Raw genomic sequence first — 22,952 nt, forward strand, 5'->3', positions numbered from 1 at the left:
ATATTACCTGCTGTATTTTATTTAGTTAATATGGAAAGAGGTTAAAGAGAGAAAGTGTTAAAAAGCGAAAAATCTAATAGCCATTAAAACAAATACTATAGCTATGACTATTTTTACAGCTTTATCACCTTTTTTCACAGAAACTTTAACAGATAAAAAGGCACCTATAGCAGTTCCTAAAGCTAATGCTATAGCATACTTCGCAAGTATATTTCCTGTAAATCCAAATATCAAAAGTACTGGAACAGTATATGTTAAGACTATATATACCTTATGCATGTTAATCTGTACTAAACTTATTTGCAACAAATTTTTTAAAACAAATATGATCAAAAGTCCTACTCCAGCTTGGATAAATCCTCCATACAACCCTATTCCAAACATACCTAAATAGAGCAATACTTTATTTGGTTCTTTTGAAGTTTTTAATAATTTTTCAGTGGGTATAAATATGGATATTATTAAAAAAAGTATTACAAAGGAAAGAATATTCTCAAATAAAGAATCGCTTACTATAACAGCTAGATAAGATCCTAGTAAGGCTCCTGGCACTGTTAATAATCCCAAATAAAGACTTTTTTTGGTATCATTTTTAGTTTCATAGGAATATGTAACTGCTCCGGATATATTCTGAACTAACAAGCCAATTCTATTAGTACCATTAGCAACTGAAGCATCAAGCCCTAATAACATTAATGTACCAAGAGTTATGGCAGAACCACCTCCAGCCATAACGTTGACAAAACTTCCTGCGACGCCTCCGAGAAAAGTTATTATAAGTTTTAATATTTCGTCCAAAGATTTCTCCTCCGTTTATTTAATCTTGTATTACACAAAAATCTCTTATGTCAAAGCTAAAATAGCAGGGCCTGAAGTTTCAGTGATATCACCCATTCAAAAAAACCTCTTCTTTAATAGCATAAATCTGCTAGCTCTTTAATTTCTTCAAAGCTTCCCAAAGCTACAATAAGATCGTTTTTGTTTAAAGCTAACTCCGCTGATGGCTCCAAAACCTTGTTTTCTCTTACTATACAGATTATTTTAGCATCAACTTTGTTTCTTTCAGTTAAATCTCTTAATTTTGTAGGCTCCCTATTCCACTTAATCTCACGAATCAAATAATTACTAAGCTTGGGTAGTACCCCCATATCAACCATAGCAACCTGCAAAAGCTGAAAGCCCATTATTGTTTCTGATAGAACGTGGTTAACGCCTGCTTGATGTAATCTGTCGACCACGTCTGTACTAACAGCTCTAGATACAATATCTATATTGGGATTTAGTTTTTTACAATTAAGTGCAGTAAAGATATTTATACTGTCATCATTAATGGTTAAAATCAACGTATCAGCCTCTTCAATTTTTGCTTTCTGAAGAACAGAAGTTTTTGTCGAATCACCAGTTATAAGGTTTCCCTTAAAGTATAAAGGCCGTTCTTTAATATCTATAACATCAGGATAGATACCAGCATAATTTAGCATTTTGCCGGCCTCTTGCCCCACTCTTCCAGCGCCAACCAAAACTACATGTCCACCCGGACCAGGTCCACCCATAAATGTTGCAAGGTGATCAACATTGTCTTGAGGCCCAAGGACTATAAGAGTAGAATTATCCAATATAGTCTTAGCAGATGGTGCTGTAACTGTTCCATCCTCATTCCATATAGCTACTACCGTAGCTCCAGTAGCACTTCTTATCCTAATATCACCGATAGTTTGTTTGTTAAATTTATCATGTGACCCAATATGAATAATACTTGGCTTTAGCTGTTTTATTATGTCAGTAGAGACTTCTACATTGATTAGTTTTAGAAACTCTGTTGGACTTGCATTAGCAAGTATTAAATCAACTAGCTGTTGACCGAGGGTTTCTTCAAGACTGACAACATGTTTAGCACCAGCATTATAAGCAAGCTCTGCCCTTGTTTTGTTCTCCATCATTGCAAGAACAGGGGTATTACTCATAGTAGAGATGCCTAAAGTTATATTTATATTTACTGTATCATCATTTGTAACTACTACAAGACGAGCTTTTTCAATATTTAGGTTTTTTAACCCTTCGTCATACCTTGGGTTAACGCATATTGTGTTTATTCCCTTTCTCATAAGTGTAACAGCGTCAGATTGTTCTTCTGAGGCCACAACATAAGGGATATTATTTCGTTCTAATAATTTTATTGTTTGGGCAACAGAACTGTTGAAAGCTGTAAAGACAACATGTCCGGTTATTTCAGTATGATTTGGTGCTTTTGGAGTTATACGTTTTTCGATCAAAGTAGCCATAAGAGTTCCGGCTATCATAAATATAATGAAAACACCAGAAACCATCAAAAATATTGATAAAGCTATCATTGGATAAGAATCAAATGGCAAAAGTTCCCCATATCCAGTGGTTGTTAAGGTTTGCATTATAAAGACTATTGCCTGGCCTGTAGTAATTTCTCGTCCCTCAAAAGTAGCCATTAGATACCTTACGATAGGTATGAGTAAAATAATCAGAAATAGACCAATAAAAAACACTCTAAAAAGTAACCACATACTGTAATCTGTAACTTTATTAAAACCTACTAATAACTCATTATTTGATTTGCTATTTTTGTTTGGGAAAAGGTTTTTGATTAATTTCATGTTATTATTATACCACCAAGTATTTAGAATTTAATCAATTTTCAATTTATGATCAATAATTTTCTTTCATCTTCTGTATCATTTTTTCAAAGTTAGTTACAAATTTTGCTTTCTAAAGTAAGTTATTTCGACAAAAATAATATTACGACCTTCTATTCATTAGACTTAGATTATAGCTGATATAGAAGAAGTTTTGGAGCAGCTAAGATAATATCAAAAATACTTTTTACAAATAAAACACCTTCCTGATATTAAATTTATAATCAGCAAGGTGTTTTCAAACGATTTTGATTTCATTGATATCTACGTCTACAGCTAGTTGGTCCCTGTCCCCTTGATTAATTTTTAGTTTTGTTTTTTCCAAAGTTAATTTACCCTTTTTGTAAGTGAAGATATCTGGATAAAGAAGCGATAATGCAGCCACTAGGTCATGGGCAACTGCAACAAAAACGCCTCGCTTTCTTGCTAGCTCTAAGTACCTTTTACAAAATTCAAATAGTAAGCTATCGCCGTTTGAATAATTATTGAAATGATTAAACTGTATAATATCTGAGGTTATTTTTAGTTTTTCGGTTACATCCAAAGGAACAACCTTTAGCCTACATTCGGTGTTAGAAAAAACTTTCTCAACTGAGGATGGATCCATACCAAAATTAAACTCATGGCCGTTTTTGTAATTACCTTTTCTTTTATAAGCTCCTCCCATAATAGTTATAATTTCAGGCTTATTAGTTATTTTAGATTCTAAAAACTTTAACAGCATAGTACAAGGACCAAGAGACAAAATCTCATAGCTTTCATCTGTAATAGCTTGTATATCTCCAAAATCTCTTACATCAAAGCTAAAGTTCCCAAGTTCTATTCTTTCAGTGATGTCACCCATTCCATCCTTTCCGTGGATAGAAGATAATATATTATAGTTTTGCGAATAATTTAATGTAGAGAATATAGGAATATGACTAAGATTTAGCATTGACAAAAGTTTTTTTGTATTTCGATGTGTTTGTTTTGGGTTATGATTACCGGCGACTGGTACAATTCCTTTTATGTTAATCTGCTTTTGTTTGGCTAACCAGATTAAAGCAATAGCATCATCCATACCGGGATCTGTAAATATTATTATGTTTTTTTGTTCATTTCTCATGTAATACACCTTCCCTAGAGCTACCAAAGCCAATCGATCATATCGATCTTCCTAACCTGGTCTTTATAGGGAGACCAACTGTCAAAAAATCTTTCTCTAACCTCTTTAATATTATTTCTGATTCCCTCTTCTATCCGGTCGTCTAGTTTATAAATTTTTTTAATTTTTTACTTAAACAAATTTCTTAGCAGTTTACCAGTAGCTCTACCAGCTACCCTTCTCTTCACCCTTTGATTAACTCTGCCCTTCTTAACAGCGTTAAAATCCCCCAATAATCTTGCTAAAGTATAAAGAAAACTCCTCATCTTGACACCTCCTATTTTTCTTTAGATTCATTTTAACAGATTAATTTGACTATTAGCTGTCATAATATTTACAGTTTTAATCCTTGCCACATCAAAATCTAACTTAACCTAATTATAACATGGCATCTGTAATAAATTGCAAGTTATTTTGCAACTTTTGTTTTATTGGTTCGCTATATCACCTTTAAGGGTGATACAATTTTGCCTTTGTTATCTTATAATATATTACATGAAGTTAAGTTCAAACTCCCAGATAGCAAGGAGATGATATTTATGAACTTTTATACATGTGATTCTGAGTTTTACAAATGCGAGGACGGAGTAATAAGGTGGATTTATGAGCTAAGTTTGTGGAAAAACCCAACTATTATTATCAGTTTATTAAAAGTATTTTTGCTTGCCTCTTTTTTCCCGGTTACTATAGTAGGTTTAATCACCTTATTTGAAAGTGGATTTGTAGAAGCTTTTAAAGCTTCATTAACTGTATTTGGTATTATTTTGCCTATCATGTTAGCATTGTTAGCTTTGTCTTATCCAATTGTAGCAATTTTGTATGGTGGCAAATATTGTGTCTTATTTGAAATGGATGAAGTAGGTGTTAAGCACAATCAATTAGATAAAAATATAAAGAAAAGTCAAGCAATTAATATTCTAGGTATAGCAGCAGGTATAGTTAGTTCTAACCCAACTATAGTAGGCGCTGGAGTTTTATCTTATTTCAAAAAAAGTTCTTATTCCGAGTTCTCAAAAGTTAGAAAAATTGTAACAAAAAAAAGACGCAGTGTTATATACCTTAATGAATTTTTGGAAAGAAATCAAGTTTATGTTCCAAGTGAAAATTTCGACATGGTATTAGATTATATTGTCAGCAGGTGCAATGGTGCAGTTGTTAAAAAAGGTTAACATTTAAATTTATTAATATGCACCCTACCTCAAACCAGGAGCCGCTATGCCGGTAGTTTCTACCCATTCCCCTTTCTCCTTATCATAGACTTCAACTATTCTAAACTCATCAAATCCAACATCCTCCACGGTGAGATCCCCGTCTCCGTATTCCTCCACAGGTATATAGTACTGCCGATGCTTCGACAGTCCAGGATACTTATAGCTCTTATAATAGGTAACCACATCGCGTCCCAGGTTCTCACAATAATAAGAATGATAGTCCCTTCCTACATACCTAACACTCGTTGTTGTAACTTCATTCCCCGTATCTGGTTCTGTCCATGTATTTTCCATCGGTTCCGTCATGTCTTGTGCGGCTTCATCTTCCCCTTCTTCTCTTTCTTGAGGCTCACCTTCTTCGAAAAGGTCATCACAAAAACAGCCGGGAATAAAGGGCGGCGTCAACGAGATCAACATGACCAACACCAACAGTAACCATTTACGCATCTTCATGCGATCTATTTTTCGATTCATAAATTATTCCTCCTTTTTGAAAGTCCATTTTTGAACTGATTACCAGTGGGGTGACCACGAAGGCAACTCACCATCATACCTCAATTCGCCATCTTGAACGTCCAGGCGTGTCACAGAGACCTGAGGCATTTTGGCGATCCCATCGGTCAAGTAAACATCTATATCATGCTCGTAGCGGTTGGCCAGAGCAGTCAAAGGAGCGCGCCCTAGTTCTACTCTAGATATCTGCAGGTCGACCTGGTTGTTGACCACCGCTCCTTGTGCACGAGCATAGAAAGGCATATCCCTGTTCAAAATCAAATCGGTCGCGAAGTTGTCAAAAGCCTCAGCGGAAATGCCCGTTCGAACTGCAAACCCACGTAATTTATCCGCATCAACCATGCCGGAAACTTCGGCGCTGCCGTCAGGATTAAAGCGCGTCTGCACATCGTATAGGGGCCAGTTATACCAGCTGCCTGTTTGCAGTAAACTGGTAAACTCTTCCGAGGAAAATCCAGTGTTTACGGCAACCGGCTCAAAATTTATGGTACTTAGCCTTTCCCAGGCTTCTTGTTCATTCTCACTGGTCAGTATGATGTCTGCTGGGTTTTCTAACCTCATCCCAGATAGCTTCCCCCGGACGCTCTGCAAATTCTCGTAGTATTCCGGACGCACCCCTAAGTCCCGCGGGCGGTTACTGCCTAGTATATCGGATACACCCGGGATTATGCCTATATAACCTAGTAATAAAACCGGCACAATTATTATGAAAAGCAAAAGAATCAGCAGTTTGCGCAATACAATCACTCCCCTGTTAGTTTGTACTTATTTTACCAGCAATGGCACAAAAAAATATCACCCAAAAGGGTGATATTTGATAATTCATTAAAAAAGAAGAAAAAAGTCTGCAACATTTTTGTAGCTTAGATCAATCATCTACTTAGCGATCAAAACATTTTTTTATGCTTAGTTTTTATTCTTTTTTTAAACGCTTCTTGAATAAGTTCGGACCTATTGTTATCAAATAAGGAAATCTGTTTATATTCGGGACAAAATTCTTCAAGCATCTTTTCTTCTAAATCTTGATGAGAGATCAAGTCACCACTGGCTAGAATGTGGTAAATATTTATACCTCGTCTAACAAAAAAAGGACTTAAGAGAAAACTTCTGTGACACCTGGTGGGGTCTTTTTCAGCACATAACAAAGCTACATTTTTCCCCATTTCAGTCTCATTATAAATCCTTTTAAACCCTTTATCTATATTAAGCGAATCATTAGGACTTCGCTTTCCTCCCATTATATCTCCTAAAAAAATATATTCATATTCTTCATTTTCTAGATTCTTTTTTAAACTTTCTCGATTATACTGTTTAACAAATTTGCTAAAAGGATTTCTTCTTACATCTGCTACTACTTGGATATTATGTAATTTTAATAATTCTATTAAATTTTCAGTAGGATGATTTGAGTGACCTAAGGTATAAATAAACTTAATAATTATTACTCCTTCCTTTTTAGTTTAAATCATGTCATTTGGAACTTTTACTAGAAAGGTTTTACCTCAACTGGTAATAGACATGTCTTTTAACCTTCAATATATCAGTCACTTTTATAATAAATACTCTTCTGCCTTTTTCGCCAAATGTAAAGGTGCAGGTAAAGTAGTAGAATCTTCATAATGTACTGACATAGCCCTTAACCTGTGTATTACAGTACTCCATTCTAGAGAACTGTCTTCTGGTGATATAATAGCGGGTAGAATCTCTAGTATCTTATTAGCCTGAAAAGTCTTTTGAGGGCTTTTAATTTTAGAAATTTTACCAGATATCCCTTTTTGGGTCTTTCCTTTTGGGGGTATACTCCAATATATTCCTTTGTTTACCTCAAATACGCCAGAGGTAAAGCCAGTTTCTCTATTATTGTTTTCACCATACCACGTTGGTGTTTCTTTGCCAGCACGCACTCGAATTATTCTAAGATCTGGGCAATCATTCTTTGACTTTAGATGTTTTGGGTTATCAAAATAAAGCTCATTTGACCTTATGTTTTTATCTTGTACCCATTTCCAATACCGTCTTATGTTAGATGCCTCAATTAAAACAAGAGAAGGGCCAGCATTAACTGCATCATTGTTAATAACTTTGCTTATAAATTCGATTATTTTTTTATCATCTAACTTTTTATCAGCTTTATATTTAGCTAGATCAATTAAACCTTCACGATAATTTTTCCAGCCTTCAGAACCGGGGTAGCTTATTTTCACTTCAGTTTTTCCAGTATGCATATATACTGCTACTGGAATTTTTGCACTTTCACCTTTCTTTCCTTTTCTTCTATTTAGATTTATTAGGCAAATAGCAAATATTGAATATTCTTCAGGCAACTTACTATCATTAGATTTTAACATAACATGAGGTGGTGATATCAAAACCCCTAGTTGCCTTATCAAGTCTAAAACTGCATTTTCGCTTCTTTCTATTAAATTATTTTTTTTATCTTCAGCTTCTCTATATTCAGGAGTAATAAACTGAGAAACCCTTTTGGTTTTAGCTAACCCTTTACGCAAAGCAGATTTTGGATCACTTTTGCCAAAGTAATCTTTATCATCTAACTCAATTAGTGTTCCTGTAGGCACTTGAGGAAAGGAGGCCTTTTTAGTTATTTTATTTATTCTCTCAGTTTCTGATTTCTTAAAGGAATTTTTGTCTAACTTATCAGCCCAATCTCCGATTTCCCTTTTATTTATAAATACTTTAATTTCCGGAGTTTTATAAACTCCATTTATATCTGTTTGATAATCTTTAAGTCCTAAAATTGAAATAATAGATTTTTCAAGGGCATTTTTAGTAACATCAGTCTGGTGTAAAATTTCAAAATTTAATTCACCACCTATATTATCTGCTAATTCCTGTCTAAGCTCACTATGCTTAGGCTCGACTCTTTTACTGCTATCTTTTTTATAGTTATCTTCATCCTCGAATTCTTTTGTACTCAAATTTTTAGGTGCAATCCTTAAAGGTGTAGAGCTAGTTACTATTTTTCGTCTATTTAACTCAAAATTTTCTTTGAATGATTCTAATTCAGAAAACACATTATCTATTTGCTCAAAAATTTCTTTTTTATCCTTTAAACTCAAACCTGTTCCAACTCTATGCTTTATTTCAGTTAAAGCATTGCCATAAACGATAGCAGCAGTAGGATCATTATTATACAAGTAATGACCAGGGTCTCTAATTAACTCATTTGGCTCTGGCAATTTAGTATTCAAGGTGAGGTTTGATAGAATTTTATTGATTTTATTCCCCCAACTCACTTTCCCTTCACCGTAGTTTTCTAGATATAAGCTTGTTTCAGTAAAACCTGGCGACTGTTTTTCATCATACCAATAAGCGGAAGACTTCAAATAAGTTGTTATATGTTCTTTAGAAGGTAATTTAATATACCCGTTATTTTGAAGACTAGTAGTAACCCATCTTTTAATACCTGGGTTAACTAAAATAACTGGTTTTTCATAATAAGGAATTGTTTCTACAGAAAATGTCAAAAAGAACGAATAAGAAAACTCATTCTTGCTACTTTTATAAATGATCGGTGGCCAGGAAACTAGTGTCGATGGGTCACACTGTTCAAAATTGAGAATTTTATCATTCAGATACAATTTTTGGCCTATTAATTTGTTGCACAAATATGATGGGACACTTTTGAAATAATAAGATCTTGGATTTGCAGTACCATTTTCATGAGTATTTGTGTTAAATAGGCTTGTATATTCTTTTTCCCAGTTTAATTCAGTTGTATCAATAAGTTCATGAATAATTTTAACCCTGTCTGGCTTAGTATTATTAAATTCTGCATTAATCCATGCTTTAATGACTTCACGAAATCGCTCTAAGTTTATCTCACGACTTGAGATAATCCAATAATTATCTTTTTTAAAAGCATTTTTATTCACATCAATTATCTCAGGGAATAATGCTCTGATAACAGAGTTTAAGGATTTTATTGGTATATTATAATCTTTTCCAGTTTCTAGCTGATATATGGATTTTAGCTTTTCTTTCCATTTTTCAGGTAGGAATAAAACATAAAAATCTATATAAACATCAGCATCTTTTGATGGAACAAATGATAAAGGAATTAATTTGTTACCACTACTCATCTTTTATCCCCCTCATATTTTCAAGTGCCTCAGCCAAAGGATCATACAAGGCATTAGCAATCTTTATTTCATATTGACTGATATTATCTTCTTTAGCATATTTACCTAGATATGGTCGTAATACCTCTTTGATTCCTACAAGTAAACTGGTTTCAGAGGTGTCTTTCCCCTCTTCTTTTGCCGTGTTTGGAGCAAAAGATGCATCACTGAAATAAACTTTAGCTGGCTGACCTCCTCTAATTAACCTGCCTATAACCTGCCAAATAAGGACTAATTGAGTCCAGCATAAAGCTTCACGATCATTCTTAGACAAAGACTTAAAATCTTTATATTTACTTAAACGCGTTTGCCATATCTTAGTTGCCTCACGTCTGAATTCTTTTCCAACATTTCCAACGTTATATATTTCCCATTTGTTTTGAGTTTGTCTTCTATTTATTGCCCAGTGGTTAAGATACAAAACATCTTGCATAATGTCAGTAGGAACAGGCATTGGACGTACTAAAAAATAAGCTGTCCCAAAGGCTGCTACATTATCCTTATTCAATATGTTATGACCTCTTTCAAGAGCCAGCAACGGAGCTACCAAGATTTTTGCTTCATAGGTTGCAAATTTATCAACTTCTCCTCTTCTAATTACTGTCCCATCAAAATCTACCTGATCATCCTTTATCAGTTTGCAAATTTTATCTTCAGACCAGATGCGAGTAGCATCAAGTTGTTTTTTGACTATACTAGCTTCTTCATAGCTTCCAACCAATAATAATATTCTCTTTCTATCTTCATCCAAGTTATCTAGTTCCTCTTCTAATTTGCATTTATTATTTAATGATTGATCTGTAAGATAGTTGATTAACCTTTCAAGGTTATTTTCCCGTTCAATCCCTGATTTTCCTGAAACACTTATAGGCTCGCCATCTTGAGTACAACCAGGTTCAAAAATAAAGTTACTCTTTTTGATAGCTTCTAATTCTTCATTAGGTGATTTTAATATACCGTTTGGTTTAATTTGCACATGATAAGCAGGTGATTTTGGCGCCCAGCTAGTTCCAGACATTAAAAGTGTATGAGGACCATATATCTCTTCTGATTTAACAAACAGGTTATGAAAATTTAGTAACAGTTCTCTCCCAACTCCCATAGCTCTAAATGCTAACAATTTCCCTACTTTTTTGTTTTTATTATCGAATTGGGGGCCATTATCGAAATATTTAAAGCCAAAAACATTTCCTTGTGGAGCTTCTGGAACTAAAGGTATGTAATCCCATAATGTATTTTTAAAGAACTCTAAGTTTTCAGCAACCAAATTGAACTCTTCTTCTGCTAAATCCCAGTCCCTTAAAATTGTCCAAAGCGATCTCTCTAATACAGCTAAAGTAATTATAAACTTTAATTTGGTCAGGATAGAATAGAAATTTTCTTTATTAATATTAGCACTAGTTATATCATACATAGTCAACCAATCAACAAACTTATGTTGTAAAAGGTTTGAGTTAGTACCAAGAAAGGTAAAAGCAGCAGTTTCATTAAGTAAACCTGGATTTTCAACTCTCTCTCCAAAGGGGTCTCTTCTAAAACTTTCGAGCTGAGCTTCCATATTTTCAGTATTAGCATTAAAATCATTTTGTTCTTTTTCAAGCTTTATTTCTTCTATAAACTTCTCTATTAACCACTGTGTAGTAAAAAATTCCCCCCGCACCCATTTTTTTAGAGTAACGTTATCATTAAGCATGGTATGAACATTATTAACAGCGCCTTGAATATTTTGGTGATTACGATACCAATTATTAATATCTCTGTGAAGTAGTTGAGCTCTACCATAGGTATAAAACGATGTTTCAACTTCATTGCCTAGCTGGTTTAACCATGAAATGCGAGTTTCATCTGCTAACATTTGTTCTGATGTAAAAAAACTATCTAGCTGTAATTGTACTCTGTCAGCCTCATCAAATACAACTACGTCTGATTTTCTATATACCGCTTCCAAAAAACGCAACCGGCGACTATCAATTTGCCATGGTAATCTAGTATAAATAAGGCTAGCAGGAGTAGCAACCCAAATATTTGCTATGTTTAGAGATCGACTACTCTTATGAGTAGGGCAATTATAAAAAGCCGGACAACTTTTCTTCTTTTGTTTTATATCTTCTTCGTTTGGGTTTTCTTCTAACAATTGATGACAAGGTTCTCTTCCAGGTTCAAGATAATAAGTAGTGTTGCTACTCAATCCATTTAAAGGACAACTTGTACTCAGCCAGTCAAAAACATCTAAACTTTCTTCTTGCCATGGGTCCAAACTATTAACTTTATTATTTTGGTGTACTTTTTTAAGCTGCTCTGTTTTATTTGAAGAGCCTAAAATAGGAGCAGCATTAATATTAAGTTTTCTCATAACCTCTACAAAATTTACTACAGAGACAATAGTATCCAAAACTATAGTGATATGTAAGTTGTTTTTTGCAGCCCAAACTGCTAGAACTTCCATTAATGTTGACTTACCAGAACTAACCATTCCTACAAGATGAAATGCACCATCTAAAGTTAAAGTTTTATCCTCGGAATCTATATCTTGTTTGTCATTATCTAGTAGGATTTCTAAATCAGTTCTTTCTAAGCGAGAATACCAACTTTTATCCCCGGGAAATTTGTCATCCATCCATCTAGCAGTTTCATATAGCTCTTTTAACTTTACACTTATAGCGGATCTTGTTTTTTTGTCAGGATAATTCAACCTATAATCTTGCGAATTTTTAAGCTGTTCCCATGATGAAGGTATTATAGCAGAGTTTAATTTGCGGTCATTCCAAAAGTAGACCTCTTTTCCTGTTTTGATCCATTGTCTATCTTCAACCTTGTGCCTCGGGCATGTTCTAATTGTAGTTTCATACAAATGAGGCCTAGTTGATAAAACACCTGGATTTTTTCTCTCTAGCATTCCTTCATCATCAATATTATAAAGTCTGATCCTATCAGTTATCTCTTTGTATTTATCAATACATTCTTCCCAAAATCTTCTAGATTTATAATTTTGCAAGTAAAACCTTAGGTTGGATATTTTTTTTCTTTGCTCGACTGTCAATTCATTATAAGAATCTGTGTTAAAGTTATATCCTGCTAATATTACCCATAGGTCTTTGCAATTTTCTTTTGGAGCAAGTTGTTCCCATAAAAATAGACCAAGCTCAATATCCAATATTCGCTTTGAGTACAAAGGTGAATTATCATCTAAAATCCTTTTAAGCTCATTAGCAGCTTTCTTTTTCCAGGAAGATATGTCTCTCATTAGTTTCCTTCCTTTCCTAGCTCTTTTACTCTTTTGATAAATTCATTATCAAAATCAAAACTTACTCCTGTTTGATTGTTACTATGATTAATAAAAATTTGTTTATAGTTTGGAAACGAATCTTTTCTATACTTTGGAACAACTATAAATGCCTTATCCCAGTAAGGTGTATCAGGTATAGTTGCGTTTTTAGCTAATAAGTATGGATTTGACCAGTCTTTTACATCTACAGCCCACACTGTTTCATCTGGGAAGGTTATACGTAGGTCATATTTATCAAAATCAGGCCAAAGTTCTATTTTTAAATTTAATTTTTGCAGTTTATTTGCTAGCTCTAATTCCCATCTACCAGGACGGGCAATAAATCGCTGAATTCCCCTTTTTAATCGTTGATACATTTTGGGGGTTTCTAAAACTTCTGGCTCTGGGTCGTTAAATTGATTAGTATAGTATGAACATAAATTACTATCACAAGCCGGTCTGTTATTTTTCCATTCAATAATCCAACCACAATTACTGCATTTATACACTTTCCCATTAAAAAAGGCAGACGCAGGTATATCTTCATAAGCTTCACTTATGTATTCTGCAGCACAACCGCTATCAGGATTGTTCTTAAAATCTATAAGCTTTTTTTTCTTGATTGTAGGGTGTTTTATAATGAATTCTCTAAATATTACATAGTCGATTGGTGCATCTTCCAAATTGCAAACATCTCTAACTTTTAAAAGCAGTCTTTGGGTTAACTCAGCCTCTATATCCCCTGTCTGGACAGCCAGTTGATTACATGTTTCAGTAGGTATACCATCTTCTAATAAAGCTTCATCACTAAATATTTTTTTATCATCTAATATCCCCCAATTTGAAATTGGTTTATGAAAAAATTCCAGCAAATCCTTAAGGTTTTCTGGAAATGAAATGCTATGATTAATACAATAAGCAGCCAACCTGTCCCAACCAACCTTAATCTCTTCAGGATATGGATAGAATTTATTTTCTTCACATAACTTAAAGTCCCATTTAACAAAACCAGTAGCTAAATAACTAATGATCTTTTCAGGAAAATCTTTGTTAAAAGCCGTAGTATCCATATAGGAGCTTTCCTTTCATAAGAATAGAATTTACTTTGCAATAATATTTTAACAATATGTTTTGCCAACTGTTTGTCAGGAAAATAGATAAACCAGGAAAAATTATAACCTGGTCTTTCGGCTACATTATTTTTATACTCATTCTAAACTATTTTAACCTTCCCTCAACAACAACTTCACCTTGCCACTGATTATAAAACCGATCATATATTGGTGTGCAGACTTCCATGTCAACCTCATATTCTTCTAGTAAGGGTAATTGGGTTTTTAAATGAGAACCTTCGAATACAGAAATAGCTACTTTTAAGCCTTTGTACTTCTTTAAAACTTCCTTATTTACTTGATACAACTTTTGCAGGTCCTGCCAACCGTTTGCTCTTCTATCTAATACAATCGCAGCTGCAGTACTTGGTGAGCTCTACGGTGTAAAAATTAAAATAAAGTTGAGATTTTTACAATTAGTGTATAAGCACTATTTAAAAAAATATTCAATGAGATTTTCTTTATATTCACTTATAATTGTACTCCCATCATGACTAATACTTTCTATTAATTCTTCTAAAGGTAGCCCCATCAATGTTATATATATTGCTTTTCCATCAGGAAGTGTTAATCTAAGAGTATCATTTTTATCTTTCTCTTTTTTCCTATTATCCTTATCTGAAGGGTAATAGATTACTGCTTTACTGAAATTACCTACCATAGAATACACAGTCAACTGATACAGGTCACTTTGACTGACTCTTATTTCATCATATAGCTTATATTTGGCATCAGCTATGAAAAGTTCTGTGTTTTCCTTATACACCTGATAATCTGGGTACATAGTACTTGCTTTTTTATTTGAAGAGTTATAATAGTAACTGCCTATACTTTTTTGATAGTAAATATCTACTTCTTTTGGAGCAACTTCTTGAAGAGCTTTTGCTATAAATCTTTCAAACAGCTGATTCATATCAATTAAAAAGGAAGGGTGTAATGATTTGGTGCTACCTTCATATTCAAACATAAGACCATTATAGATTAAATAACAAAGCTCAAAAGCCTTTTCATAATAACCTGCAAGACGGTCTTTATTTCTATTAAGTTCATCAAACATCTCTTTAGATAATAAACAATGAGATACTTCTTTTGATAACATATCTTTGACAAATTGAGTTTTATGTTTAAGTGGCGCAGAACTAATAAGCGGCAAAACCTGGTTTAAAGTAGCAAGCAAGATTCGGTTTTCTAAAATATTAATCGTTAAGTCCTCATATCTGCAGGGTAAGGCCATTGAAGCCTTGGCATATTGTCCTGCCATCCTAGAGAATTGAACCTTTCCCCTTATAAATGATACATTCTCCTCCCTTTCTCTGTATCGTTTTAGTAATCCTTTTTGGATCAAAGCTTCTATTTCCTTAATAAGACATGCTACCAGAAGGTCCGTCACCAGTCCTTCATTTAGGTTACTCTCAAGATACTTCTCATAGGTCAATATATCTTCTAATTCTAAAGTATAGGATATTAGTTTTAGAAGCTTTTTGTTGTTATTAATCTTCGGATATATTACAAGCTGAAAATTATCAAAAGATACAGTACCTATAAATGAAGTAGATTCTACTTGGATTCCACTTGAGAAGGAATTAATATAGACACTGCCTCTTTTAGCTAAGTCCATTATATGTAGTTCATCCCGGGGCGAGAGATGATACCCCGGGAAAAATTTCTTTGACCATTCTTTAATCTTTATCAACTTGATCCACCTCAGTAAAACTTTTAAGTGCATCGATTAGACGTTCTTTATTTTTGGGCAGGAAGATCTCCTGTTTGAAGGATTGGCTTTCTACATCTACAAAAGATGATCCCAAAATTCTAGATAGGCGAGAATAATCATCATAACAATACTCCTGTAGAAGTGGAAGAATCTTGTCTTTAAAACAATTGGAAAACTCTTCAATATATTTTATTGGTCTTTCTCGTTCCATGAAATATGAATGCCCGATCTGAAAGTTCCTTCCTACTTCCTTTGCAATACGGCTGTTAATCTCCTCCAAAAAACTTCCTAAATTAATTCCTTCTACTTCTTCACCTTCTAATAGCTCAGAAGTAGGCATTAGTTCAAAAAATCCAAACCTTCTTCTAAGGGCAACATCTAACAAAGCTATACTTCTATCTGCTGAGTTCATAGTACCAATGACCAAAACATTATCCGGCACATAGAAAGGTTCAGAAGACATAGGTAGTACAACGCCTACACCTTTATTATCTTCATCCCTATAACGCTTGTCCTTTTCAAGTAAGGTTATTAATTCTCCAAAGATTCGAGGAATATTTCCCCTGTTTATCTCATCGATAATCAATACAAAGGTTTTGTCTAGATTTGCCATGGCTTTTTGGCACATTTTTTTAAAAATGCCTTCCTGTAGAACAAATTCAGGGCTTCCCTTCTCCCCTGGTTTTGGCCTATATCCTTCAATGAATTCTTCATAACCAAAAGCAGGATGAAAAGTACAGAAGTAAAGATAGTTTTCAGAAGCCTGTTCCAAATCTAAGTATTGTCTTTCTGATTTTGTAAGCTCATGGTAACTTTTTTCAAAGTTATTTTGGGCAATTATTTCCCTTGCAAACTTTAGCGCATAATAAGTTTTGCCTGTACCTGGAGGTCCTACAGTATTATTTGCTTTTGCCTCCATAAGAGGCTAAATAGTTCATCGAGCTGTGGATCTTCTTCCACGGGATCTTCAGTATCGTTCTCCTCATTATCCGTTTTATCTTTTTCAGGTCCATCCTGCTGTTTTTTGCCAGGTTTAGTTTCTTTCCACTGCTTAAATATCTCTGGCAGATAAAAATTAAAATATGTGTCTGGATAGTCTTCTTCGAAACTCTGTCTAATCTGGAATAACTGTTCTTCTATGTCTTTATCTCTATCTTCTTTTGAGATACGCTCTTTAAAAGTATCTGCAATCTGTTCTTTATGTTTAGTCGATATAATGGGTTCATAATTATCTGGAAAAGCCATGTGCAAGATAGCATGTCTCATATCCCATGCCCTGTCGGATTTATTCTCTAAACTATATAATATGTCATCAAGTATTTTTTCTAATTGCTTATCATTTATCAAGCCATTTTTTTCATTTCTAAAAAACTCCATTAATTGTTTATTCATAACTCCAAACTAGCCCCATTCTCTCTCAACCAATCCTTTCTTTTTATATAATCAGGTAAAATTTTATCAACGGTATTCCAGAACGCATCCGTATGATTTTTGTATATAAAGTGAGTTAATTCATGTACCACTATATAATCAATAACTGTTATGGGGACCATTACAACTTTCCAGTGGAAGTTAACAGTACCATTGTCTGAGCATGAAGCCCAACGGTTTTTTAGTTCCATAATTTTAACACACGATGGATTAACTCCAAGCTTGTCTTTGTAATAATCCACCCTTTCTGAAATCTTCTTGTGCCCTTTTTCCCTATAAAAATCTTTAAAGATTTCTCTGGCATTGTCTACATCTTTTCTTCTCAAATAAAAGTACCCCCGGTATAATTTTAAGGGTACATCTTGGTCTTCTACTAATTTAAGGCGATAAGACCTGCCCAGGTATAAAAAACCTTCTCCATTTACAAACTGCCGATTTCTTTTCTTCCTGTTTAATTCTCGCCATTCTTCTAAGTTAGAATATATCCAGTATCTTTTTTGTTCAATTACCTCCTCGACTTCTTCTATTGAAAGCTTTTCAGGAGCCAAAACTTTTACTGTACCATCTCTTTCTATATAAATACTCATAGTTTTTCTTTTTCTTTTTTCAAGTTCGTAGCTGATATCTTTATACTGCCTCAATTTATTTCACCAACTTGTTATGTTTGTTTTTTGCAAGCTCTAGGAAATCAACAGCTAGCTGGTCTTGACATGCAATAACTTCATCTATCCCTGTACACACAAGTAAATCATCAATTTCAGCCATAAGCCTGTTTTGTTCTACTCCTTTGTTCCAAAAGTCTACAATCTTGATATGGCTCTTTATAGCTTCAACTATTTCTTTAGTTACCTGTTTTAGATTTTCTTTGGTAGCTTCAGGGATATCCTCTTTATTATTAAAGGCTTTTGTTAACATCAAATCATAAAAAGGTGCTTCTGTTTCCTGGTCTAAACCTTTTGTTTCTTCATCTTCCTGCCTACCTTCTTGTAGTTCCTCAAAGAGCATTTTAAGCTGGCGATATTTTTCTTCAATATCATTTTCATAGGCTTCAATTATCTTTTCAAGTTTTTCACTGAACCTTTCATAAAGGGCCGGATCTTCCTCAAAGTTTACCTTGCAGTGCTTTCTAATGGCGTGTTCCATTTCGCTAGCCTTGGCTTTTTGAGTTTTGTTCTGATCTAAAGAGTCTTTAAAATCAGTTGACATTAATTCTACAGGTGGAACTTTGGGGTCTATTCCAAGAGAAACTAAGTGTTCATTGATTAATTTTTTAACTTTATTGCCCACACCCATTAAGTTGGTAGTATTATCTTTATAGCGGTGTCTAACCCTATTTTGTATATGTCCAAAGGCTTTCATAGGAGCCATATAATCATCTGCTGCCGGGTTTGGTAAAATTATGTCCATACTCTGTAAAAACTTCTTGTAATAAACATCAAAACTTGCCCGCAGATGAACATCTTCTAAAAGTTCAACACAGGATTCTAATACTTCTAGCTGTTTTTCTGGATCTTGGATCTGATACTCCACGTATTCTTGGATTTTGTCAATGCCCCTTGATTTAAACAGATCTAGCAGTCTGTAATAGCGATCTCTTAAGATAGGAAGCTCAGAATTAATATCTTTCATGGCACCATAAACGTCTTCTTTTTCTTCATCTCCATAAATCTGTAGGGCTTCATGCAGGTGATTTCCTATACCAATGTAATCAACTATATACCCTCTGGTTTTACCCTTAGCTCTACGGTTTACCCTGGCTATAGCTTGAAGGAGGGTGTGTTCTACCATCTTTTTATCTATATACATTATCTGTTCTATTGGAGCATCAAAACCTGTTAGAAGCATATCACAGACTATTAAAAAAGCTATCCCGGTGTTTTCTTTTTCATAATCAAACTTCTTCTTGAAGTTTTCAATAGCATCCATTTTCATTGCTTCTTTTCTAACCTTGGTCACTTCAGGGTCTTCATTAGTACCTTCAGAAGAAATCACTACTGCAGTCTTTAAAAATTTTAGCTTTTTTATAAATTCTAGGTCAGCATTAGATTTTGTTTCTTCTTTTTCTATTCGTTCTTTAAGGGCCTTTTCAATAGCTTTTTGATATCTTATAGCAGCCCGTTTTGAGCTAGATACCACCTGAGCTTTAAAACCATTTGGTAGAATATTATCAATGTAATGGTTGACTATATCTTTGGCGATAGCTTCTATTCTTTTTTCTGCTTCCAAGATATCGCCCATTGTACCGTACTTTTTCTTGATTTTAAGTATTTCGTCATAGCTTCTTTCTTTAAATAGATCTTCAAATTTTCTATCAAACTCTGCTTTTTCATTTATGGCAGTATCAGCAGTTTTACCTTCATAAAGGATAGGTACAGTAGCACCATCTTCTACAGCATCCTGGAGCTTGTAGGTATCAATATAGGATCCGAATGTCTCATGGGTTCTTCTGGTATGTCTTTTAGTTATTAAAGGTGTACCGGTAAAAGCTATTTTAGTGGAATTGGGAAAAGCTTTGAACATATTCATACTTAAAGTACTAGACTGGGTTCTATGGGCCTCATCAATTAGAGCCAGGATTTTTTCAGATTCATTAATGGTTCCTAAAGTATTATATTCAGGTAAAAGTTTATCTTCAGCAACTGCTAGAGCTTTTTGAAGTTCTTCAGGTTTTTTGCCATGGTCTCTTTCTAGAAATTTATGGATCATTATCATTAGTATATTTGATGTTGTAGTTGCCCCTTTTTCTTTTAGTTCCTCTGTGCTGTTTGCATAATCTACTTTTTCATTTGTAAGTTCCATGGTTTCTCCAAGTTGTTCTTCTAGATCTCTTCTATCATTTATCACCAAAACTTTAAAGTCTTTTAAATCTTCCATACTTCTTATTCTCCTTACTAAAAAGACCATGGTAAGAGATTTACCCGAGCCCTGGGTATGCCAGATAACACCTGAACGTTCTTTGTTGTCTTTTCCCGTCCTGAGTCTGTGGATGGTCGAGTAGAAGTGCGCCTCTCTACCTTAGGAACAGGTTTGTTTTCCCCGTTGCTCTCTGTCTCCTTTGAGAGTGTCACAATATTTGTTCCTTAGTGGATTGAGCGCACAACCCTCTTAGAACCGTGCTTGCGCTATTAACGCACACGGCTCCTCATAACATCATTCACGTTACATTGCCAATTATATCTTCCGTATCATATATATTTACATATACTTTAGGTTTAAGAACTTCGTGCTTCGTCAAGAATAAGTTAAATTTATCCCAGTCAAAACTTGATTTTTGGCTTCTTCTATTCAGCCACTTAAACAAAAGAAGTTTAGTATCATTGTTGAAATTGCTTATCCTTGAGTTGTCTGTAATACCATAAAACTGGTAATGTCCACGTAGTTTGGCATTTAGTTCTTTCATCAGCTTGGGCGTTGGTGTCGTCCTGTTGTTTCTGATCCATTCCTTCATGTTTAATAGGGCTGTTTTGTACTTCTTACGGCTTGTCCTTCTTTTTACTCGGAATTTCCCTCGCTGGCTTTTGCTGCAATAGTGAGTAAAACCTAAAAAGTCGAATGTTTCTGGTTTCTTTCTACCTTCCCTGCCACATTTTTCTTCTGCAAATCTACCAAAAGTTATTATCTTGGTTTTTTCAGTAGATACACTTAGATTGAATTTATTAAGTCTTTTTTGCAAAGCTCCGTAGAATTTGTTAGCATCATTTTTGTACTGAAAGCAGCACACAAAATCATCGGCATACCGAACCATGTAGGCTTGCCCTTTACATTTCGGTTTTACTGCTTTTTCAAACCAGACATCTAAAGCGTAATGTAGATATAAGTTAGCTAGTATTGGTGATATTAGTCCCCCCTGAGTAGTTCCTTCCTCTGTTTTGTGCATAATTTCATGTTCCATATACCCGGCTTTGAGGGTCCTTTTTATCAACTGTTTTAAACTAGGGTCAGATATTCGATGGGCTATAAACTCCATTATCCACTCATGGCCTACATTGTCGAAAAATCCTTCAATATCTGCATCTACTACATAGTTGGTTTTCCTATGTTCGAGGATGATGTTTAGGTGTTTTAACGCACCATGACAGTTTCTGTTAGGTCTAAAACCATAGGAAAAGTCAAGAAAGTCTTGTTCATAGATTGAATTTAATATCTTTGCAATCCCTCGTTGTAGTAGTTTGTCTTCATAGGCAAGTACACCCAGTGGTCGTGTTTTATTAGTCCCGGGTTTAGGTATGTTGACTCTTTTAGCCGGCTGTGGACGGTATGATTTGCTTTTGAGTTTTGTTACTAACGCTTTAACATTGCTTTTAAGTTCTTCTCCATACTTAGCTTTAGTCACTTTGTCAATTCCAGTTGCTTTATTTCCACTTATTTCATTGTGGCATTGGATTAACATTTCTTCATTGATCAGATGTGCCAGCGATGTAAACTTTTCTTTGGGTTCTTTCTTGGCAATTTCCGCTATCCTATCCAGTTTCGTTTTCATTCTTTACCACCTCTGCGTGTGTCGAATGTGTCCCTTTTTAGGGAATGTTATGTTACTGCCTTTCCTCCTGCAAGAGTTACCCTGCTTCATCGGTACTACGCAGTAATCCGATTCCCTGCCAGTCATTTGGCTTTCTCACTTTGTTATCGCTTGTACACCATACTCCTTTCGGAGAACTAGCAGGGCCTCCCGGGTTGCCGTGTTATATTAATGTCCAACGTGCCAAGGTCTCCGACCCCGGAGAAGCCAAAGCGGTCTCACCATTTCGTCCACTTTGGTATTGCCTTCTGCCCGCTTAACAGCATCGGCCTTCTCATTGTTTATTTCAGGGCTCAATCCCTTCAGCTTTCGCTTTTGGCCCGTTGTCTCGCTATCCTACGCTTAAGCTTAGCTGTTACCAGTTAAGCTCCAAGGACTTGCTACTGGTTGCTGGTTAGGCATTACCAGATGGGGTTCACACCCACTATATATTCACGGCCTAGCCCGGCCGCACTAAGCGTCAAACAGTACCCACCTAGATTTTCTTCATACAATATGCCATAATCTTCCCCAAATAACCACGAAGGGGATGATTTTTTATGGCAAAAACAAATGAACAGTTAAGAGCTGAGTGGAAAGAGAGAGTCTCAGCATTTCGGGCCAGCGGCCAAACAGCAAAAGATTGGGCCAAGGCTAATGGTGTTAAACTCAATCGATTACGCTACTGGTGTAGAAAATACAAAGAAGATGCTCCTTCCAAAGAAACTAAATGGTCACCAGTAGAAGTAGACTATTCAGATGAAAGTAATATTACAGTAAAAGTAGGTAAAGCCTCAATAGAAGTAAAACCTGGCTATGATAAAAGTCTTTTAAAAGACTTAGTTAATACATTGTCTGGACTATGTTAAATGAAGCTACCATAGAACGAGTTTACCTGGCAAGGGGCAAAACGGATCTTAGAAAATCAATTGATGGCTTAGCAGTAATTGTAAAAGAATCCTTTGATTTAGATCCCTTCTCTCCCTGCCTTTTTGTCTTTTGCAACAGGAAAAAAGATAAATTAAAAATACTCCACTGGTCAAACAACGGTTTTTGGCTATATTATAAGCGTTTAGAAGAAGGCAAGTTTAAATGGCCAGATGAAGGTTCTCCTGTTCCTATGAAAATAACCTACCGCCAGCTACGCTGGCTGTTGGATGGCCTCTCCCTTGATCAGGGTGATGCCCATAAAGAAGTAAAGGCAAGAACAATATTATAAATTTTTTTCTCCAAAAAGCCCTGATATTAAAGGGCTTTTT

20 protein-coding genes are annotated in these 22,952 nt (G+C 34.7%); 3 read left to right on the plus strand and 17 right to left on the minus strand.

The window, feature by feature from the left end; all coding sequences use genetic code 11:
* Positions 1-57: 57 nt before the first annotated feature.
* The 4 genes from ACONDI_RS06425 to ACONDI_RS06440 all read right to left on the minus strand — a co-directional run bounded on the left by ACONDI_RS06425 (position 58) and on the right by ACONDI_RS06440 (position 4,076).
* On the minus strand, positions 58-798 hold the full coding sequence (locus ACONDI_RS06425; protein ID WP_241080643.1) for a sulfite exporter TauE/SafE family protein: 741 nt from the start codon (positions 796-798) through the stop codon (positions 58-60).
* A gap of 113 nt (positions 799-911) precedes the next feature.
* Entirely contained in the window at positions 912-2,627 is a 1,716-nt protein-coding gene (locus ACONDI_RS06430; RefSeq protein WP_241080644.1) for a potassium channel family protein, read from the minus strand.
* Between the two features lie 277 nt (positions 2,628-2,904).
* Entirely contained in the window at positions 2,905-3,771 is an 867-nt protein-coding gene (locus tag ACONDI_RS06435) for a nucleoside hydrolase (protein WP_241080645.1), read from the minus strand.
* A gap of 167 nt (positions 3,772-3,938) precedes the next feature.
* Positions 3,939-4,076: a hypothetical protein gene (locus tag ACONDI_RS06440; RefSeq protein ID WP_241080646.1), complete on the minus strand. Its 138-nt coding sequence runs from the start codon at positions 4,074-4,076 to the stop codon at positions 3,939-3,941.
* Positions 4,077-4,349: 273 nt separating this feature from the next.
* Here ACONDI_RS06440 and ACONDI_RS06445 point away from each other — a divergent pair, with 273 nt between their 5' ends.
* On the plus strand, positions 4,350-4,979 hold the full coding sequence (locus tag ACONDI_RS06445) for a hypothetical protein (protein WP_241080647.1): 630 nt from the start codon (positions 4,350-4,352) through the stop codon (positions 4,977-4,979).
* A 24-nt stretch (positions 4,980-5,003) separates the two neighbouring features.
* Here ACONDI_RS06445 and ACONDI_RS06450 read toward each other — a convergent pair whose 3' ends face one another.
* From ACONDI_RS06450 to ltrA, 13 genes are all read right to left on the minus strand, one after another.
* Positions 5,004-5,495: a hypothetical protein gene (locus tag ACONDI_RS06450; protein ID WP_241080648.1), complete on the minus strand. Its 492-nt coding sequence runs from the start codon at positions 5,493-5,495 to the stop codon at positions 5,004-5,006.
* A 39-nt stretch (positions 5,496-5,534) separates the two neighbouring features.
* Complete coding sequence (locus ACONDI_RS06455; protein WP_241080649.1) at positions 5,535-6,272, minus strand: hypothetical protein; 738 nt, start codon at positions 6,270-6,272, stop codon at positions 5,535-5,537.
* A 149-nt stretch (positions 6,273-6,421) separates the two neighbouring features.
* Positions 6,422-6,976: a DUF488 domain-containing protein gene (locus ACONDI_RS06460; protein ID WP_338086486.1), complete on the minus strand. Its 555-nt coding sequence runs from the start codon at positions 6,974-6,976 to the stop codon at positions 6,422-6,424.
* A gap of 108 nt (positions 6,977-7,084) precedes the next feature.
* Positions 7,085-9,634 (minus strand): pPIWI_RE module domain-containing protein, encoded by a 2,550-nt coding sequence (locus ACONDI_RS06465; protein ID WP_241080650.1) that lies wholly within the window; start codon positions 9,632-9,634, stop codon positions 7,085-7,087.
* Positions 9,627-12,917 (minus strand): pPIWI_RE_Z domain-containing protein, encoded by a 3,291-nt coding sequence (locus tag ACONDI_RS06470; protein WP_241080651.1) that lies wholly within the window; start codon positions 12,915-12,917, stop codon positions 9,627-9,629. Before ACONDI_RS06470 ends, ACONDI_RS06465 begins: the two co-directional genes overlap by 8 nt.
* The gene (locus ACONDI_RS06475; RefSeq protein WP_241080652.1) at positions 12,917-14,008 is read right to left on the minus strand and encodes a restriction endonuclease-related protein; all 1,092 of its coding nucleotides are present in this window, start codon (positions 14,006-14,008) and stop codon (positions 12,917-12,919) included. The genes ACONDI_RS06470 and ACONDI_RS06475 overlap by 1 nt, the downstream gene beginning before the upstream one ends.
* Before the next feature lie 148 nt (positions 14,009-14,156).
* Positions 14,157-14,357: a hypothetical protein gene (locus tag ACONDI_RS06480; RefSeq protein WP_241080653.1), complete on the minus strand. Its 201-nt coding sequence runs from the start codon at positions 14,355-14,357 to the stop codon at positions 14,157-14,159.
* A 123-nt stretch (positions 14,358-14,480) separates the two neighbouring features.
* Positions 14,481-15,743, minus strand: coding sequence for an McrC family protein (locus ACONDI_RS06485; RefSeq protein ID WP_241080654.1), 1,263 nt, complete (start codon positions 15,741-15,743; stop codon positions 14,481-14,483).
* Entirely contained in the window at positions 15,730-16,683 is a 954-nt protein-coding gene (locus ACONDI_RS06490; protein ID WP_241080655.1) for an McrB family protein, read from the minus strand. The genes ACONDI_RS06485 and ACONDI_RS06490 overlap by 14 nt, the downstream gene beginning before the upstream one ends.
* Positions 16,656-17,156: a hypothetical protein gene (locus tag ACONDI_RS06495; RefSeq protein ID WP_241080656.1), complete on the minus strand. Its 501-nt coding sequence runs from the start codon at positions 17,154-17,156 to the stop codon at positions 16,656-16,658. The genes ACONDI_RS06490 and ACONDI_RS06495 overlap by 28 nt, the downstream gene beginning before the upstream one ends.
* Positions 17,153-17,836 (minus strand): M48 family metallopeptidase, encoded by a 684-nt coding sequence (locus ACONDI_RS06500; protein ID WP_241080657.1) that lies wholly within the window; start codon positions 17,834-17,836, stop codon positions 17,153-17,155. The genes ACONDI_RS06495 and ACONDI_RS06500 overlap by 4 nt, the downstream gene beginning before the upstream one ends.
* A 1-nt stretch (position 17,837) precedes the next feature.
* Positions 17,838-20,183 (minus strand): type I restriction endonuclease subunit R, encoded by a 2,346-nt coding sequence (locus tag ACONDI_RS06505; RefSeq protein ID WP_277397842.1) that lies wholly within the window; start codon positions 20,181-20,183, stop codon positions 17,838-17,840.
* 166 nt (positions 20,184-20,349) lie between these two features.
* Positions 20,350-21,675, minus strand: coding sequence for a group II intron reverse transcriptase/maturase (gene ltrA / locus ACONDI_RS06510; RefSeq protein ID WP_241079995.1), 1,326 nt, complete (start codon positions 21,673-21,675; stop codon positions 20,350-20,352).
* Positions 21,676-22,253: 578 nt separating this feature from the next.
* Between ltrA and tnpA the strand changes: the two genes are divergently transcribed.
* Both tnpA and tnpB read left to right on the plus strand, forming a co-directional pair.
* Positions 22,254-22,562, plus strand: a complete 309-nt coding sequence (gene tnpA / locus ACONDI_RS06515) for an IS66 family insertion sequence element accessory protein TnpA (protein WP_241078388.1) — start codon at positions 22,254-22,256, stop codon at positions 22,560-22,562.
* Positions 22,556-22,912, plus strand: coding sequence for an IS66 family insertion sequence element accessory protein TnpB (tnpB, locus tag ACONDI_RS06520; protein ID WP_241078389.1), 357 nt, complete (start codon positions 22,556-22,558; stop codon positions 22,910-22,912). The genes tnpA and tnpB overlap by 7 nt, the downstream gene beginning before the upstream one ends.
* The last annotated feature ends 40 nt before the right edge of the window (positions 22,913-22,952 follow it).

Origin of the sequence: Natranaerofaba carboxydovora, from assembly GCF_022539405.1 — a bacterium.
Classification (GTDB): Bacteria; Bacillota; Natranaerobiia; order Natranaerobiales; family Natranaerofabaceae; genus Natranaerofaba; species Natranaerofaba carboxydovora.